This is a genomic window from Achromobacter sp. NPDC008082 (assembly GCF_042957345.1).
Taxonomy (GTDB): Bacteria; Pseudomonadota; Gammaproteobacteria; order Burkholderiales; family Burkholderiaceae_B; genus Achromobacter; species Achromobacter kerstersii_A.
On sequence record NZ_JBIBIB010000006.1, the window covers coordinates 352,374 to 369,173 of the forward strand.

Below are 16,800 nucleotides of genomic sequence, written 5' to 3' on the forward strand. Positions count from 1 at the left end.
CTATTCCTGCGGCTCGGCGCTATCCGCGGCGAGTTCCGCCGCCGCGGCCGCCGCCGGCGTTGCCCTGAACGACACGCCCAGCCGGTTAAACGCGTTCATCAGGCCAATCGCATAGGTCAGATCCGCCAGCTCCTTGTCGGTGAACTCGGCGGCGGCCGCCGCATAGTCCTCGTCCGGCACGCCGGTCTCGGACACGCGCGTCACGCTTTCCGCCCAAGCCAGCGCCGTGCGTTCGCGGCGGCTGAACACCGCGCCGGCCTCGTGCCACACGGGCACCAGCACCAGCTTGTCGACGGCAACGCCCTGCTTGACGAGGTCGCGCGAATGCATGTCGATGCAATAGGCGCAGCCGTTGATCTGGGACACCCGAAGAAACACAAGATCAATCAGCGTCTTGGGCAATCCGCAGCGCTGTAGGTAAACATATACCCCGCCAAAGGCCTTGTAACCGTCGGGCGAAGCGTGGGCGTAATCGAGGCGGGGAGCGCTCATGATGGGTCCTGGATAGAGAAGATCAGAACCGCTATCGTGCGCCTTCCTGGCCTGGCGCGATAGAGCCATAAACCGCCATATCGACTAGGTCATGACGGCGCGCCGCAAAGCCTGCGCCAGACGGTATTGCCCTCACGAATCTGCCGGCGTACCGCCGCTGGCGTGTCGTCAACCTGCTGCGCGTCGTCAAAATAAATCGGGCGCGCATGCTCGCAGTATTCAACGCCCACCCGGGCCGGCGCCACGCACCCAGTCGCGCTTAAGCTCAGCAGCAATGGCAGCGTCATCCATGCGAGCCGTTTGATCTTGCACATCTCGTGCCTCCTGCCGGGCATGATCCGCCTGCTGGTTGATGCGCGCATCGCGCTGCTCGCGTTCGGCCTCTCGGCCCGCGCCGCGGCCACGCAAGTAAGCCAGTACCAATAACGCGACGGCCCCGAAAGCGGCCCACACCATCTTGTTGATTCGTTCAAGCCATGTGCGCATGAAAGTTTTCCTCTGCCAGGCGGGCTTGCGCATACAGCGCCGGCCACGTATGTGGATGCGGCTTGCCCGGGCGCCAGGTACGCAAGTACAGCGCCCACGCGCCGTCGGCATCACCGGGCGCCGGCAACCGCCAAGGGTCGGTCCATAAGAGCAGCCGCGCGAAGCCTGCGGCCAGCACATCGTCCGTTTCCAATGCTGGGTAGACGGATGCGGATAGCGGGGCAACGTTGCGGGCGGCGCACAGGTGGTGCGCGGCGTCGCGGCTGGACGGGTGCGTCAGCACGCCGAGCACACCGCCATTTTTCTCAAACTGCCAGAACCCGCGCGCCGGGCCATTGATCTGGCGGCGGTGCAGGAATCGGCTTTCTTGAAGCCCGATGGCAAGCAAGAGGATGCGAGCCGCGGAGGTGGTCATGGAGGGCGGCAGCAACGCGAGCGCGGGGGAGATGGCGGTGTGGATGAGGGGGTTAAGGGTCATGGTGGTTTCCTCTCATGGCTGTTTCCTCTGTCACTGGGCGTCCCCAACACCTTGGCGCGCGCCTCGGCCAGCCACTCCAGCAAACCCATTTTTCGCATGCTGGCCATCCAACGCATGTACGCGCCCAACACCCACCACGCCGGTAGGCCGGCCAACAACATGCTGGGACCCAGCACGTAGAACTTGGCCAGCAACGCATCGTCGGTGCCCGCGCCATGATGCGCAAGCCAGGTCATGGCCTCCATCAAGGCCGGCTTCCAGGCAATGACGGACGCCGCCAGCGCCGGGCCGAAAAGGAAGGAACAGGCCACGGTAGACACCGTGCGTACCGTGAATTCCCGCACGGTGCGTGGCGGCATGATCAATAAGCCAAGCATGGCCGCGATGGCGGCGGGAATCCCGTACGCCATCGCGACCTTTAAGGCGGCAAGACCGCCTAGGCTAGTAGAGCCGGGTTCCATAGAAGGGGTGCTCCTGAGTAGGGTGTGCAGGATGGCCTCCTGTGGGGTGAAAAAAGCCCGCGGGGAGGCGGGCTTGATGGATGGAGAGTTTGCTAGCGAACGAACGAGAGAAGGGAGAGGTTTCCGCTGACGATAATGATCCCGCCGTTAGGACGAGGAAATTCGAGCGTGAGCGTATGAGCTCCCGCTCCCAAGCCAGTTCTAATTGCGCTCCCTGATTTCATGTTCTCGCGTTCATCGCTGGTGTAACTAATGATTGGGGTGCGGCTGATCTCAGTGCCATCCAGCAACAAGCGGACATTTCCACCTACCAGAGCAGTACCCGAGCTGGATCGCGCCGCGTAGTCATAGTTGATGAGAGCATGGCCGGAATCGGCCAGCGTAAATGGAATTGACACGCTGTTGGTACCGCTGCCTGCACCAAACTGCAAGCTAATCGCCACTGCATTGCCCGCCGTCACCGCCCCATTCCTGAGCTGCAGCGTGCCGATCTGTGCTGACTCAATATTGGCGGCTTTGATATAGGCTCTATCAATATTGGCGACCTTCGCGAAAAAGGAATCCGCGTCGATTCTGTCCGCACTCATCGTGCCTGCCGTGACTTTGCTGGCATTCAGGTTTTCGATCATGGCATTCCTGATCCAGGCGTCACCAATCAATGCCTGATTCATGAAGACCTGTCCGCCCTGAATGACAAAGGGCGTAGTGATCACGGTCCCATTGGGGTGAATGACGGCAAAGCGGTCAGCTGCCACCAGCACCTGCGACTCGGATATGCCACTGGAGTTATCGACCCCAACAGCAATGCCTGCAAGGTAGTGTCTACCCTGACTGGTTGTCTGCGCCTTGATCGTCCACATCGCAGACAAATTGCCGTCTATATCTGCAACGGCATCCTTGGTCTCCTGCACCACGGCGCTAATGCTCTCGGCCTTCTCGTCCGCAGCATTTGCCTTATCAAGTGCCTCATCAGCCTTGGTGGACGCCCTACTCGCCGTAGCACCAACGGTACTGACCTCGCTAGAAATGGCCTTGCCTTCTTCGATGCGTTCTTCGCGCTCGGTGCTGATTGCGCCACCCAACTCCACGACCCGGCCGTCGATTTCAACAACCTGGGTTTTCAAGCCCGGAATCTGTTGAATGGGCGTCAGCAGTTCCTGCCCTAGCTGAGACGACGTGATCTTGCCGTTCAGGTATTCCAGGATCTCGGACGCATCTGAACTGGCCTGGCCAAGCACGCCATTTCCTGCTGGATAGCGTGCCCCGGCAATGCCATTGCGATCCCGCAATACCGCCCAGAAGTACAAGCGTGCGCCCGCGGACAAACCCATCAAGGTCGCGGTGTCCTGCGGAAATGCATAGTCACCCATCCGCTGAGCAGTTGAAAAGGTGGGCAACTGGCTGTACCAGATTTCCGTCCGATCGATGATCGAGGGCGACGTTGGCAGCGTCCACTTCAAGCGAATAGCAAAAACGAGCGAAGTCGCTGTCAAGTCCGTGACTGCAGCAGGTGGCGCCAAAATTCCATCAAGCTGCGTCTGCATCGACGACGCCCATATCGAGGCGACATCCAGTGCATTGAGCGCGCGCACACGACAAAGAAAGGCCCCGGCGTAAATGTTGGGGATCTCGACACTTGTGGACCCCGTGCGCGGCAAGTTGATCCACTCTGAACTGTCTCGACGCCATTGCACTTGGTAAGCGACCGCATTAGCCGCAGGCTTCCAACTAAACACCGCCGTATGACTTGCATAGCCCTGATCGATGACCGAGTACGAAGTGATCGTTACATTGGCCGGAGGCGGCTGGACGCTTGGCGGAACGACGGTGATCGGCGCTGGATCAAGACGAGTTCCGAAGTCCACATTATCGAATTTCCCCGGCTCGTGCTGAATCGCAGAAATCTCCGCTTTCATTCCGTCAATACGCTTGACGCTCAAGACGCGGAAGCGCTGCGCGGACAGCTCCTCCGACTCCAACGTCCAAATGCACTCGGCGTGGGGAACTTCGGAGTACGGCACCGTTACGGTCAATACGAGTACGGTGTCAGGCAAGCCCACGAGGTCTGCGGTCAACTCGGTCGAGTCCACCGTGAAGCGCGTCAAGTCCGCCGTCAGCCCCTGCCCGACCGCAGAGCTGATGATCCGCGTTTCCGAAATTCCGCTGGGGAGATTGACCGTAAGACGGTCCCCCACCCGCACGCCAAGCTTCGCATCGACCGTGACGACCGTAGCTGTGGCCTCACGAATTCTGCCGCCGATCCGGCGCCCGGCCAGATGCTGATCCGCAACACGAATGATGCTGCCAGGACGAACGCGGCAGGCGTCCAGGCCTACCGAGAAGGACACCGAGCGCGTCTCCATTTTCGAAGTCAGCAACACCCACTTCCCAACGCGGTTCGCCTGACCGCGCGACGTGCAACCGAACGCGCTTATCTCAATTTGCTTCAGGCCATAGCGGCCCAGAGATTGCCGGTCCTCGACATACTCAACCTTCTGCCGGCCCATGTCGGACAGATCATTCCATGACACCAACGCGACGGTATAGCGCGTGTTCAACGGACTACCGACGTAGCTGAAGCGGCCACCAATAACGTTTGAGGACGTAAAGGTATAGACCGGGTCACCAGGCATATCGGCCACCGCGAAAACGGCGCCGCTCGCCCAGTACGCCATGCCCCGGAACGCCGACGCCAAGTCCTGCAGAACGCGATACGCGTCGGCCGCCGACTGCAGATACACGTTGCAGGTGAAACGAGGCTCCTGACCACCAAACCCATCCGGGACCAACTCATCGCAATATCGGCCTATTTGATACAGGCCCCACTTGTCCAGCCAGCCAGCCGGAATACGCTCGCCCAAGCCGTATCGGTCGTTACTGACCAGGTCGAAGAAAATCCATGCGGGGTTATCCGTCCAAGCCAGCTTGAAGGTGCCATCCCAAGTTCCGCTGTAAGAACGGTCATCCACGTTGTAATTGGACGGCACGCGAACAATGCGCCCCTTCCAGTCATAGGCTCGCGTGGGGATACTCTGGAACTGTGACGCATCAAGCTTGATGCCAACGACGGCCGACATGGGATAGCGCAACTTCGCGTCAACCACTTCGGTATATGCATCCACGAAAGTCTTGTCGCCGATGGTGTTGCTCGTCGCATTGGCGGTGATCCGAACGACTCGGATAGACCACCCGGATCGCGCCAAAGGCAAATCGATGCGATGCGATCGCGAATAGCGCTGCGAAGTCTTTCCGTCAAACGCGCTAAGCAACACCTCGCGATATGCACCACCGTCAGTGCTGAGTTCTATCCGATACTCCACCCGATAGCCAGTGATATCACCGTTGCTGGTGTTGGCCAATGAGAGGCCATTGACTGCGAGCGTGATCCGCACAGCGGACAATTGAACATTGGTGAACGACTTGACCCAGGGAACAGCAGCCGTCAGTTCAACGTTTACCGCAGCCGTAACTTCTGAAGCTGGAAAACCCGGCAACGGATCTTGAGTCTGCGTGCCCGCCCGAAAATCGATTGCGACATCCTGAAAATTCAGGGAACCGTCCTCGTTGGCAATCGGCGTGCCGTCCAAATACACATCACGCAGTGCACCATTCAACCCGTGCGCCGGGCCGTACACCTCGCCCTCTGACACCAGATCGACGACGCGCGCATACGCCGTGCTATGAAGACTGTCAGGTGATTCTTTAGGGCTACGGCCTGCGCCACCGCCTTTCCCGCCACCATACCCGACAACCAAAGGCTTATTCGGCATTTTGGCCCCAGAAACCACTAGGGCGCCTAAAGGCGCCCCATCAGTCTGATTATGTTGCATCGTCATACCTGATCCTCGGCGTAGATGCCTGCTGAGATTACGGAGCTGCCCACAATCATTCGGCCATACAAAACTGGCACGGGATTGCCCTGTGCGCTGGTGTTGACGGCGCCATTGAAGTTGTACGACGCCCCGTTATCTGGACCGTCCTTTGCGCTTAACCCGCGTTGCTGAGGCGATAGCATCTGCACGACGCCGCCCATCACCATGGCGATTCCCACGGACATGACGGTTGACGCGACGGACCCGACTTCTGCGTAGAGCGCCATCCCCGCAAGCGGCGGAAAGTAGATAGAAGCAACAATCAACACGGCTCCCAGCACCGCTTGAAACAGGCCACCATTCTTTGCACCCGCCGGGATCGGAGCAATTCGAATCGCATCATCACCACACGGCAGCCGCAGTTCTTCGGAACCAATATTCCGGCGTCCAAGAAAGCACGCATATTTCACGCCGCGCGTCTCGCTCTCAGCCAGCGCCTTCTCAAAGCCTGGCAACAACACGCAAAGCGCTCGTATTGCCTCCGCGGTGCTGCTCACGGCAAGGCGATGAGCTCGTCCGAACTGAGTTCCCAGCCAGCCATAAAGCCTGACTTCCCGCAATTTTTCGCTCATCTTTTATCCTTTGTAGCGAAGCACAAGGCGGGTAGCCTCGCGCCAATAGCCGCCGTACACAACCCGCTCGGAGTCACGTCCATACAGGTGATGCAGCATGGCATCAGGTACAGGGTGCAGGTTGCGGTCTTCCTGAAGCGCAGCCGAGCCGATATACACACCAGCATGGTTCGCCCGGTCTGAGCGGATCTGCATCAGCACCACGTCGCCCGCCGTTAATTGTTCATCATTGGCGAGCGGACGAAAGCCTGCTTCAGCGTAGTGATCCATATAGAGATCGCCTTCCTTGCCCGGCTCCCACCAGCCATCATCGCGGCGGAAGTCCCGTAGCAGGATGCCGCGCTCCCGCGCATACCAATCGCGGATCAGGCTGTAGCAATCGAGAACGCCGTGAGCAAAGGGACGCCCCAGCAGAGGCGCGGAGTAGCCTTCCGGCGCGAAGCCGGCCAGGTCTCCGCTGACAACATGGCCGCCTTCCACCTGCGCCACCGCCACGATGAACCAGGGCAGGCCAGTCGCCTCGCATGCAACGCGGTCCGCCTCGCTGGGGGTGGCGGGTGCGTCGGGGTGCGAGTGCACAACTGCACTGATGCGCCCCGAGTCCTCAGCTTGCGCATAGTCTTCAGGCGACATCACAAAATGATCCGTCCCAGATGCAAGATTGCGGCACGGCGCATAGGTTTCGCGCCGACCCTGCATCACCACCAGACCGCAACACTCGCGCGGATACTCAGCCACCGCGTGCGCACGGATGGCTGCCATCGTCTTTTTACGCATCGTTATCCCCTGAGCCGATCCGCTGACGGAAAGCCACCGAAGTTGACCACTTCGTACTCGCCGAAGCGTTTTTTGCAATCTGAGAGGAGGCCCGAACAGCGATCCAATGCCGGATCGGAGACCGCGTTCCCGTTGACATCGAACATGCGGGGCCCGGTGTAGCCGCAGTAGGTACCGCGATAGCCGCCCTTAGTTAACCAGCCGCAAACGCCTGCGATGATCTGCCGGGATGGCAGCATCTGGCCATTGAAATCCAGCGCGCTCGACAGTTCGAACTCGACCACCTCGGCGGCCTCGGCAGTCTTCTGCTGAATGATCCAGATTTCAGGCGGCAGTTCTTCGTCGGGCGACGCCGTTGGATTGCCATCCGCAAAGTTGCGCGCATCCAGATATTTGCCCAGCGTCCGGCGCACGACAATCCGTGCGCCCACCAGGTCATCTAGTGCGATACAAAGCGCCGACATCACGCCGGAGATGGGGTTGCCATCAGCATCCTGCCCAATGTTGCCGACAGACAACGTAGGTGTGGGCTGCTGCCCTTCTCCTACCTGCTCAAACCCTTCGGCCTTGATAGCCCAAGGCTCGTACTGATTGCCCTGCCACCAGATCGGACCGACTTGCGTGTAGCCGTGGAAGCGTTGAAGCGTGCCGCCGATACCGGTGGCGTCCAGCTCATAAAGGTCGACCAGCGCGCCGACCTCCAACTTTTGGACGTCTGCATAAATTCCCATGACGTCTCCTTAAGCCTGGATGCTTGCGGCCAGGACGAACAGCGCGTCAATCTGCGCTGACGAAAGGCCCAGCATGCCGGCGACTGCGGCTAGCATTTCGCTGTCGCGCCGGAACTCCTGCAGGTCATCCCAGGCGCGACGGTACATGGCCAGCGTGGCAGGGTCTGCGAGGACGGCCTCGGCAGCTTCGAACAGCGTGGTGTCGCCGTGGCGTGTTTGCCACATGGCTTCGCGGCCTTGGAAGCGGCTGACGACCTGCGGGACCGGCGGCAGCGCGGGGGCTTCTGAATCGTGCGCCGCAATTACCGCCATAACGGCATCTTTCAACTCCTGGGTGGCCTCATCGCCCCAGAAGACATCGCCATCAGGGGACCAGGAAAACGGCTCTCCGGTAAGCCCGGCAGCCTTCAATTCATCTGGAAACCGAGGTCCGATCTTCTTGTTTTCCATGCTTACCCCTCGTACACAATAGTTGTATCAGCGCCAAAATAGACGCTCGCCCCGCTTACATTGGTGAACGCCCAACACGTCAGACGGTGCACACCGTCGGCCGTCACGCCCCAAGGGGAGTTCATGGCTATAGCTATTTGCGCCCCGGGCCCTGTGCATGAGTATCCATAATTACCTGCCGCATGAAGACTATTGACGCGCGCGGACACATAAGAACCGGCTGACATATTGGCGTAGGTCTGCCCCATGGCGGAAACCACGAGTGCGTCACCTGCCCAGGCCAAGCAACCGCAACCATTGTTAAGCATGATGGCCGAATTAAATGAGGCAGTACCTGCGGAGAAAAATTCCTGCACTGCTGACTGTCTGCGGTTAAACCACGTAGCCACATACCTATTTGTCGCGTTCCACAGAAAGTTATTGTTGTTTTCAGTCTGTGCCATACCGACAAGCGTTCGGCTGGCGTCTCCGCTCTTTATGCGCACCCCGTCGGTGTGGCGTACATGGATAGTTGTGGAAGCCTCAAGCGCGATAGCCCCCGAGCCGTTGTCGTACGCGTATACATACATCAATGTTTGGGCGCTGAAAGCGGTGTTGGCAATTGTGATGCCAGCAGCTGGCACGCGGTACTGCCGACCATTGATGATTAGGCCGTTCCCATCAATTGGGAACAAAGCGCACTGCGTGGTGCTCACGTACGCAAATCGGCATTGCCCATGGTCTTTGCCCGCGAACGTAGGCTTATAGGCAGTGCCGTTCCAGGCATGCCAGCCCAAGCCGTCTACGTAAATGTCGCCCATGTCGCTTGTGGGCATCCAGCCTGCGCTGTTGAAAGCAGAGGTGACCTTCCACGGCTGCCAGACCCCCGTGGACGTGTTGCCAAATCGCGCAAATTTCAGCGGCTTGCCCCCGGTCACCAACAACGTCAGCTCTTGCGACACAACCGTCGCCGCCTGCCAGAAAACTTGCATGTAGCCGGCGGCCGAGTATCCCGGAAAGTTCGCGCCGCTGGCGACCGCCGATGCTGTCCAGGTGTAGAACGTATTGTCCGCAGTCAGCGTGTTAGCGTCCGTCGCTGCGGTTAGGAATGTGTGGGTCATCCCCAGGCCGGCAGACAACACCTCCTGCCACGGGGACCAGCTGCTGCCGTCACGTACACGCCAGAACCTGCGAGGGCCGCTCGACGCCGCCAGGCCGCCAGCCGAGCGGACAGTGTATTCCTGGACAGTGCCGTTGATGCCCGCACCTTGCGAGACCTTTAGGAACCCGCCGATGGAAACAGGGTAGTTCGCTCCCGCCGCGGCACCGGCAGTCGAGGATTGACAGTATTCGCCCGGGGTCGTGTAGTTGTTCAGGTCGTGTGCGGCCGTGGGCAACCAGGGCGCCAAAGCCGACATCTCGTAAGTAGTGCCGTTCCAACGGTGCCAGCCCACGCCATCCACGTAAACGTCGCCGCAATTGGCAGTAGGAAGCCAGCCAACATTGCTTAGGCTGCTGATCATCGTCCAGTTTTGCCAGCTGTTTCCGACCGGATCACCGTACCGGAAGAAAATGCGCGGCTTCATGTTGCTGCCTACTAGCAGCGTCACGGTTTGAAAAACACGGGTTGCGGCTTGCCGCCGCACCTCCACTCCGCCACCAATGATGCTGCTGGTTGGGGGCCAGTTGGACCCGGACGTGACAGCCCCGGCCTGGTCGATGGTGTAGTAAGTGTTGTCTGCGATGAGCGCGTTGCAGTCTACCCCCGCAGCACCCAAGTAGACGTGCGTCATGGCGTCGTCAAAACGCGCCTGTTGCTGCCATCCCCCCCAGACGCCGGTTGTGCCAAATCGCACGCGCTTGTAAGTGCGCAGCACGCCACCCGTACCGTTGCGCGTGGTGTACGTCTGCGTAACCTGGGAGTTGCCAGCCGCCGCCGCTTCTACCAGCAACGTGCCGGCCAACTGCTCCGGCCAATTTAGCGCCGCCGTAGCCTGAGCGTCCGAGTTCGTGTAGTAGACGCCCGGGCTGGTCAGCGTGTTGGCGTCGGTACCCGTGGCTACGGCCAATGACAACGGAAACTGCGTCACCGGCTGGCGGCCTACGCCATCCAAGGTTCCGACGCCGCCCGCCACACCTAACTGGCTTGCGTCCAGACTTCGCACCCAAGGCGTCCAGTTACTCGACACAAACGAGCGCGTGAACATCTGGCCAGAGTTCGCAGCGTGGTAGACCTGCGTGCACCCTGTAGCCGCGGTGCCGCCAGGTACACCAACGGAATAGACGATCAGGGAACCGGACTGCCCTATCGGAAAGTTCGTTCCGCTCGCTGCGTTCGCAGACGAACCCACAGTCCACAAGCCGCGCTGCGTGTAGTTGTTCAGGTCCTGGGAAGCGGCTATACCGCCCTGATACGTCAGCACGCCGGTAGTGTCGGCCAACTCCTTCCAAGTCGACCATGACGCGGACGAGACTCGCACGCGCCAAAACCGTTGCGACGTCAGCCCGGCAGCGCGCGTGGTGTATACCTGAAGGACCGGCGTACCCGTAGCCACAACCTCCAAGAATCCGACTTGCGCAACCGGGTAGTTGACGCCAGTGGGCGCGGTCGCGCCGGCAACGGCGGCTTGATAGAACGTTCCGGGCGTGACGTAAGTATTCAGGTCGTGCGTGGTCGTGGGCAGCGTCGGCGCATACACGATGGGCGCTTGCGCCGCCAGCAACCGGCCGTCCGTGCCGAGAGACGCATAGCCACTGGCTTGGCCCTTCCCGTCCAGCACGCCCTGAATTGCGGTGTTCAGCGCCGAGAAATTCCGATTGGCCTTCTGCATCGCATCGCGCAGAGGATCACCCTTCTTGTCGTTGGCAGCTAAGCCTACGTTGATATTTTCAATGTTCGCCATGTTCTAAGGCCTAAACGTTTGCTGGAAAGTGACGGACAGCGAATACATATCGCCACCCAGTGCGACGGGCTCGTACTCGGGCGCCATGTAGTAGCCCGGCTTGCCCAGCGGAGGGGTCCACTCGAAACCTCGATGGCCGGCGTGCCGGTCAAGGAAGGCGACGATGGCGCCGATGTGAGCGCCTGTCCCGACAAATTGCAGCGGCCACGACTCCACTTTGTTATTGATGCCATCCGCCGCAGTCTGCGAGTACCCGTCGCCAAAGCTCGCCGTCAGGGTGCGGAACTTGACCTTGCCTTGTGGATTGATCCTGGGTGACCAGGTGAAGACTTCTGTTGCCATGATTAGCTTCCTTATGCCTGTCCGTTTATGCCCGTCCGTGAAGGGCATTCCAGTTCATTCCGCCAGGTTTGAATGACTTGCCCAGCTCCTGCTTGACGTACGCCTTGACGACTTCACCCAGGCCGCGGCCAAACTGCTCGGAGCCCGATGACACATCCGTTCGATCGGAACCGTCCTGCTGGATGTACACGTTCACGGCAACCCCGCCGGCATCTGCCGCCGGCCCCGCTTGAATGTTCGGAAGTTGCGCGCGGATGCCGAGCGAGCCATCGGCGCCGCGCTGCAAGGGCATGATGGCCTCGGGTCCCGCCTCCCCCATGACACCCACGGGAAATGCCACGGGCGAATCGACAACGCCGTTAGAGAACGCCCCGCCGTTTGCAAAGAACATGAGACCGGAGCCGGCGGCGGCGACGTTTGCAGCGGTAGCTGAGCCCAGGCCTCCGCCCCCGAAAAGCCCACCGATGCCTGAAATAACGGAGCCAAACAGCCCCCCGATCTGATTGGTCTTGCCAACATCGCCAAACAACAGTTCCCCAATCCCTGCCGCGGCGGCATCCGTTGCCATGCGAGTCAGCATTTCTGCGAACCGGGCTCCCAGCCCCTCGAACTTGCCGTTGACGGCGTCGTATAGCGCGTCGCCTAAGTACGCTTGAATATTCTTGGCGCCCTTGACAGCGAATTCCGTCAACGCCGAGACGCCCTTGCCCGTCAATTCATCGATGGATTTCTGGTACTGCTCGATGGTGACCTTTCCGTCCACGAGCGCTGAATCCAGCCAGCCGATTTTCTGCTTTTGTTGTTCAGCATCCGCACTGCCGTTCACCTTCCCGATGTAGGCATCTCCGGCCGCTTTCTCGCGTGCCGAGTCCAGCTTCGCACTTGCAGCCACAAGCGCGTCCTTTGTCTTTCCCTCCAAGGATGCATAGGCTCCGCTTTGTGTCTCCCAAAGCATCCGCTCCGCCTCGGTCTTGGCGTTGATCAGCGCAATTTCTTTCTGCATGTCCGCGAGCCGCTTAGATGAATCCACCATCAAACTTGCGGCATAACCTTCCTCCTCAAGTTTCACGATGTCTGCCCGATGCGATGCGCCGAACTTCAAGACTTCGTTCTCCACCCTCCTGGCCATGGTGGCTTTTTCGACGGCGTCTCCACCTTGCAGATAGGCTTCGGCCAATTGACGTTGGCCAGCGATTTCTGCTTCTCGATCCCGCGCCCAGCTGGCCCAATCCGGGCCCGACTTTGGGCCCGACTTTGGATTAGGTGTCTCAGCCGAAGGCGAACCCGCCACTCCGGAAATTTGAAGGTTTGTCCGAGCTGTTCCGAGCTCCATCACATTGGCATAGGTACCCGTGTACGCCTTACCAACCGCTTGGTCATATTCGTCCTGCGACATACTGCCGCCCGTCAGGCGGTCTTGAAGGCGCTTGGCCTCTGCCGCCGCCGCGATGATGGCGCGCTGCTGTGCTTCAACCTTGACCAACTCAAGCAATGTCGCTTTCGCGCCTTCGATTGCTTTACCGTCCTTGTCGGCAGTGGCCTTCTTCAGCACGTTGGCCGTCTCGGCCTGTAGAGACAAGGTGCCCGCCAAGGCGGCCTGCGTCTCGTTGGCGCCTTGTGAGCGTGCTTGATACTCAGCAATTTGCGACGACGTCATGCCAATCACGTCGCGGGCAGACTCCAGATTTTTCAGGTAGTTTTCCCAGCCCGTGCCACCCAGTTCTTTACCGATGGCATTGAGACCTTCACCAAGCGCGCTGGCGCTCGCGGCCGCCCCACTCTGCGCGCCGTCGATCTTCGCCATCTCTGCGTTACTGCGTTCGAGCAACTCACGATTCTTGATGTATTGCGCAGCGACTTCGACCAGCTGGTCTCGGTAGCTAGCCACAGCCGGATTGGCCTGGACGTACGCATCAATCTGCGCCTGTATCTGCTCGCTGGCTTGACTGGCGTTCAAGTTCTGATCGGCGTGGACGGCTTCGATTCCGGACTGAAACGACGCGAATGTGCTTTGGCCTGTTAGCTGTGCGCCGGTGCGCGCCGCGCGGGTTAGCGCTTTGAAGCTCGATTCCGTGCTTCCCTGAGCTTCAACAATTTGCGACTGCTTGCCGCGGCGCGCCTTATCGCGCTCAAGTGCGTTGAGCTCGCGGTACTTTTTGGCGACCTCGTCCAGCGGGGTGTGCATGTCAGTCATCGACTGAGTCGCTTCGGCCGCGTTGTCGCGGAACATCAGCCAACCCGCCGCCACAGACGCCAAACTCACCGCCAGGCCCACGGGGCCACCCAGCACACCAAGAATCGCCCGGCCAGCCAAGCCAGCAGTCGAGCTCACGGCCGCGTATTGCGTCGTGGCGGCCGTTGCGGCAACGGTGGCGCTTCGGCTAGCCATGCGCGCCTGCGCCAGTTGCAGCTCCATCGATGTTTGCACGGCCGTACCGCGTGCAGCGATCGCTTCTTTCTCAGCCAGGAATACGATGTTCTGGGCCTTGCGCTCGGCGGCCTGCGAAGCCAGCATCTGCGCCTTGGCCTGGCTCTGCAGTTCAAGGCGGTTTTCAACGAAGGCCTTTGTCGCCTGTACCGCCTGCACACCCGACTGACCCAGCTTCGCTGTCAGCGCACCCACCGCCGCCGCGCCTGCGATGAACGCGGCATCATCGACATGTTCCGACAAGGCGAGAAGGCCGTCCGACAGAACCTTGCTGGCCCCAGTTGCCTCATCCGTGTAGCCCACCCAGGCAATGACGGCGTTCTCCAAGACCGTAAACGCGCCCCCCACGGAAGCGGGCATGCTGGCGAATCGGGCGTCCACGCTGCCCGCCATGCTTTCAACGGCGCCGATAACTTGTTCCGCCGTCAACAGGCCAGCGGCGCCCAGCGCACGGACTTCGCTGATCGGCATCCCAAGGCCCTGGGCAATTGCCATGGCCAGACCAGGTGCCTGTTGCATGACCGCGTTGAGCTGTTCGCCGTTAAGCGTGCCGGCGCTGAATGCTTGGCCCAGTTGAGACAAGGCAGCCCCCGCGGCTGCCGAAGACGTACCGGACAGCGCAATGGACTTGCCCATGGTCTCAACCACCGACGCCATCTGCTGCCCGCTCAGGCCCAGCGCATCCTGGTTCCTGGCAATACCTTGATAAAGTTCCGCCGTCGCTTGCAGGGGCACGCGCGCTTGTTGCGCGGCGTTGAAGACGCCCGACTGCGCCTCCTGAAATGCGGCAGCGCCATTCGTCACCAACTGCAGACGGCTATTCAGCGCGGTCCAACTATCCGCATACTGAAGAATCTTGGCCGTAGAAGAAAACACATCGGCGGCCGAACGCGCGTAGACCGCAACAACCTGCGTGGCTTCACCCACGCTTGCGTTCTGAGCGGCCAGGGCTGCCGAATTGCGCTGATACGCAGCGTCGATGCGCTTGCCCCCTTGCTCGACAAGCTTGAGGTAGTCGCCGCTCATGCGCGAAAGCCGATTCATTTCGCGCTGATAGGCAGCAGTGTCCACCTTGACTGCGACAACGATGTCACGCAGATTATTTGCCATGGTTTACCAAAAAAAAAATGGCCCACGCAAGCGGTGGGCCGGAGTACTAAGGGGCGGGTTTTGTCAGCTTGGACAACAAGAAGGTCTTCAGTGCACTTTCGCCGGCTTCGGCTTCGTTCTGGGGTTCGTCCTCTACGCCCCAGCGGATCAACATGTCCTGCACTTTGACCTTTGCGCCAGCGGCTTGCGCCACCGTTGCGGACAGCGTGGCGCTCAGAAGATCGCCACGCTCGTCACCAATGGGTGACAACCGATCAAACTCCCGCCAAAGCGAGAGCTCGTAGGTGTCCATGCCGTCCATCAACTCGCCCAACGTCTTACCCAGACGAAGGGCGAGCGCCATCAGGAAACGGAGGTCTGGCGTTTCCTGGAGGGCTTTTTTGCGACGTCCGCTCCCTCATCGGTCAAGTTGCCAAGCTCGATGGACTTAGCGACCAGACGCGCATGGACCGGCCCGAATGCCGCCGCGACCTGGTCCACGTCGGCATCGGCGAAAACACGCCGAGCGCCGTTGGCGGATTGCTCAAAGAGCGTCCGCACCAAAAGCGCAGCCGATGCACGGGTGTAGTCGGTGGCGGGAGCGTCGAGCTTTTGCTTGACCACTAGTTCTTCATCACCCTGCGTAACGCCAGCGGCGTCCCAGATAGCGCGAACATGAAAGAGCCGGTCGCTGGGACTGGGAGCACGGACAATGACGCTGGCGTCCTCCCACTCGGCCACCTGCAACGCTTCATGGCGAAACCCTGCCAACGGGTTCGCCGCCAGGGTCCGCAGCGCGACGACCGGAATCCGATCCGATGCCATGGGAATCAGCCTCCGCTGGCCGGCGCGTCAGTCATCTTGACCGCGCCGTTCACGCGCACGTTGAACGTGCCCGACACAACGTTGTCCAGCTGCGATTGCCACTGGAACTGCGTGACCAGGCCCAGGAACTCGAACTTCGAACCGTCCGAGAACGTCACGCGGAAAGCGCGCGATTGCTTGTCGCCACGAGCGTCCACCAGAATCTTCTGGGCGGCATCATCCGACTTCCAGTTGCCGGCCATGGTGAACGTGCCGTTGTCGTCCAGGCCAAGCGCGTATTCCTTGGCGGCGGAAGCCAGAACCGTCACGTCGATTTCGGTGGTCTGACCACCCTGGAAGTTCGGGTCTTTGATCGTGACCGACAGGTCGGCATAGGTCAGACTGGCATTAGCCAGATCGTCGGCGACCGTGGTGGACACCTCCAACTTCGTGCCTTGGGTCAATGCGTACTTCGATTTATTGGTCGTTGCCATTCGAGGCTCCAAAAAAAAACCCGCCGGATGGCGGGTTTGGGGGTAGCTGCCGCGGATGCGGATCAGCGAATCAAATTGAATTCCATGGAAGCGTTGCGGAACTGGGTTTGCGCTTCATCGTAGGCCCAGGGCACATCTTTGGTGCTTGTACACATGAAGTCCGGCCCCTCAGCGCTCAACCGTGTGAACGCTTGCTCAAGCAAGCTGGCCGCCTCATCGGGCGTAGCTGCCCAAGCGCTGACCTGGATGGTTGCCTTTTCCGCGCCGCTGGGGCCTGCAAGCGTCCAGTCCCGGCCTCCGCCAACTTGGCTGTAAGTCAGGTAGGGCGTGGCGGTGTCGGCCGGCGCCACGCCTGCGAATACGCGGCCTCCGGCCAGGCTCTCGATTCGTATCTTTACGAGCTGTTCAATCATCAAGTACCTCAAGGGCGGGTGGGTCGCGT

The 16,800-nt window shown here is 60.4% G+C and carries 16 protein-coding genes; all 16 read right to left on the reverse strand.

All coding sequences use genetic code 11. The annotated features are described in order from the left end of the window. The gene (locus ACFZAI_RS25205; RefSeq protein ID WP_391569496.1) at positions 1-492 is read right to left on the reverse strand and encodes a carboxymuconolactone decarboxylase family protein; all 492 of its coding nucleotides are present in this window, start codon (positions 490-492) and stop codon (positions 1-3) included. Between the two features lie 219 nt (positions 493-711). Continuing rightward, complete coding sequence (locus tag ACFZAI_RS25210; protein WP_391569497.1) at positions 712-978, reverse strand: hypothetical protein; 267 nt, start codon at positions 976-978, stop codon at positions 712-714. After that, a complete protein-coding gene (locus tag ACFZAI_RS25215) occupies positions 962-1,456 on the reverse strand; it encodes a hypothetical protein (RefSeq protein ID WP_391569498.1) in 495 nt (164 codons plus the stop codon). Before ACFZAI_RS25215 ends, ACFZAI_RS25210 begins: the two co-directional genes overlap by 17 nt. After that, on the reverse strand, positions 1,453-1,917 hold the full coding sequence (locus ACFZAI_RS25220; protein WP_391569499.1) for a hypothetical protein: 465 nt from the start codon (positions 1,915-1,917) through the stop codon (positions 1,453-1,455). Before ACFZAI_RS25220 ends, ACFZAI_RS25215 begins: the two co-directional genes overlap by 4 nt. A gap of 92 nt (positions 1,918-2,009) precedes the next feature. Continuing rightward, positions 2,010-5,753 (reverse strand): DUF1983 domain-containing protein, encoded by a 3,744-nt coding sequence (locus ACFZAI_RS25225; protein WP_391569500.1) that lies wholly within the window; start codon positions 5,751-5,753, stop codon positions 2,010-2,012. After that, positions 5,750-6,361, reverse strand: a complete 612-nt coding sequence (locus ACFZAI_RS25230; RefSeq protein ID WP_391569501.1) for a tail assembly protein — start codon at positions 6,359-6,361, stop codon at positions 5,750-5,752. Before ACFZAI_RS25230 ends, ACFZAI_RS25225 begins: the two co-directional genes overlap by 4 nt. 3 nt (positions 6,362-6,364) lie before the next feature. Then, positions 6,365-7,138 carry a C40 family peptidase gene (locus ACFZAI_RS25235; protein WP_391569502.1) on the reverse strand — a complete coding sequence of 258 codons (774 nt, stop codon included), beginning with the start codon at positions 7,136-7,138 and terminating at the stop codon, positions 6,365-6,367. 2 nt (positions 7,139-7,140) lie between these two features. After that, on the reverse strand, positions 7,141-7,869 hold the full coding sequence (locus tag ACFZAI_RS25240; RefSeq protein ID WP_391569503.1) for a phage minor tail protein L: 729 nt from the start codon (positions 7,867-7,869) through the stop codon (positions 7,141-7,143). 9 nt (positions 7,870-7,878) lie between these two features. Next, positions 7,879-8,319: a hypothetical protein gene (locus ACFZAI_RS25245; RefSeq protein ID WP_391569504.1), complete on the reverse strand. Its 441-nt coding sequence runs from the start codon at positions 8,317-8,319 to the stop codon at positions 7,879-7,881. Positions 8,320-8,321: 2 nt separating this feature from the next. Next, complete coding sequence (locus ACFZAI_RS25250) at positions 8,322-11,201, reverse strand: pyocin knob domain-containing protein (RefSeq protein ID WP_391569505.1); 2,880 nt, start codon at positions 11,199-11,201, stop codon at positions 8,322-8,324. Between the two features lie 3 nt (positions 11,202-11,204). Continuing rightward, positions 11,205-11,543 (reverse strand): phage tail protein, encoded by a 339-nt coding sequence (locus tag ACFZAI_RS25255; protein WP_346550802.1) that lies wholly within the window; start codon positions 11,541-11,543, stop codon positions 11,205-11,207. A 25-nt stretch (positions 11,544-11,568) separates the two neighbouring features. Next, positions 11,569-15,081 carry a tape measure protein gene (locus ACFZAI_RS25260; RefSeq protein WP_391569506.1) on the reverse strand — a complete coding sequence of 1,171 codons (3,513 nt, stop codon included), beginning with the start codon at positions 15,079-15,081 and terminating at the stop codon, positions 11,569-11,571. A 46-nt stretch (positions 15,082-15,127) separates the two neighbouring features. Then, positions 15,128-15,424 carry a DUF4035 domain-containing protein gene (locus ACFZAI_RS25265; RefSeq protein WP_391569507.1) on the reverse strand — a complete coding sequence of 99 codons (297 nt, stop codon included), beginning with the start codon at positions 15,422-15,424 and terminating at the stop codon, positions 15,128-15,130. Beyond that, on the reverse strand, positions 15,424-15,885 hold the full coding sequence (locus ACFZAI_RS25270) for a phage tail assembly chaperone (protein ID WP_391569508.1): 462 nt from the start codon (positions 15,883-15,885) through the stop codon (positions 15,424-15,426). The genes ACFZAI_RS25265 and ACFZAI_RS25270 overlap by 1 nt, the downstream gene beginning before the upstream one ends. Positions 15,886-15,890: 5 nt before the next feature. After that, positions 15,891-16,358 carry a phage tail tube protein gene (locus tag ACFZAI_RS25275; RefSeq protein WP_391569509.1) on the reverse strand — a complete coding sequence of 156 codons (468 nt, stop codon included), beginning with the start codon at positions 16,356-16,358 and terminating at the stop codon, positions 15,891-15,893. Between the two features lie 62 nt (positions 16,359-16,420). After that, complete coding sequence (locus ACFZAI_RS25280; RefSeq protein WP_391569510.1) at positions 16,421-16,771, reverse strand: DUF3168 domain-containing protein; 351 nt, start codon at positions 16,769-16,771, stop codon at positions 16,421-16,423. Positions 16,772-16,800 lie beyond the last annotated feature (29 nt).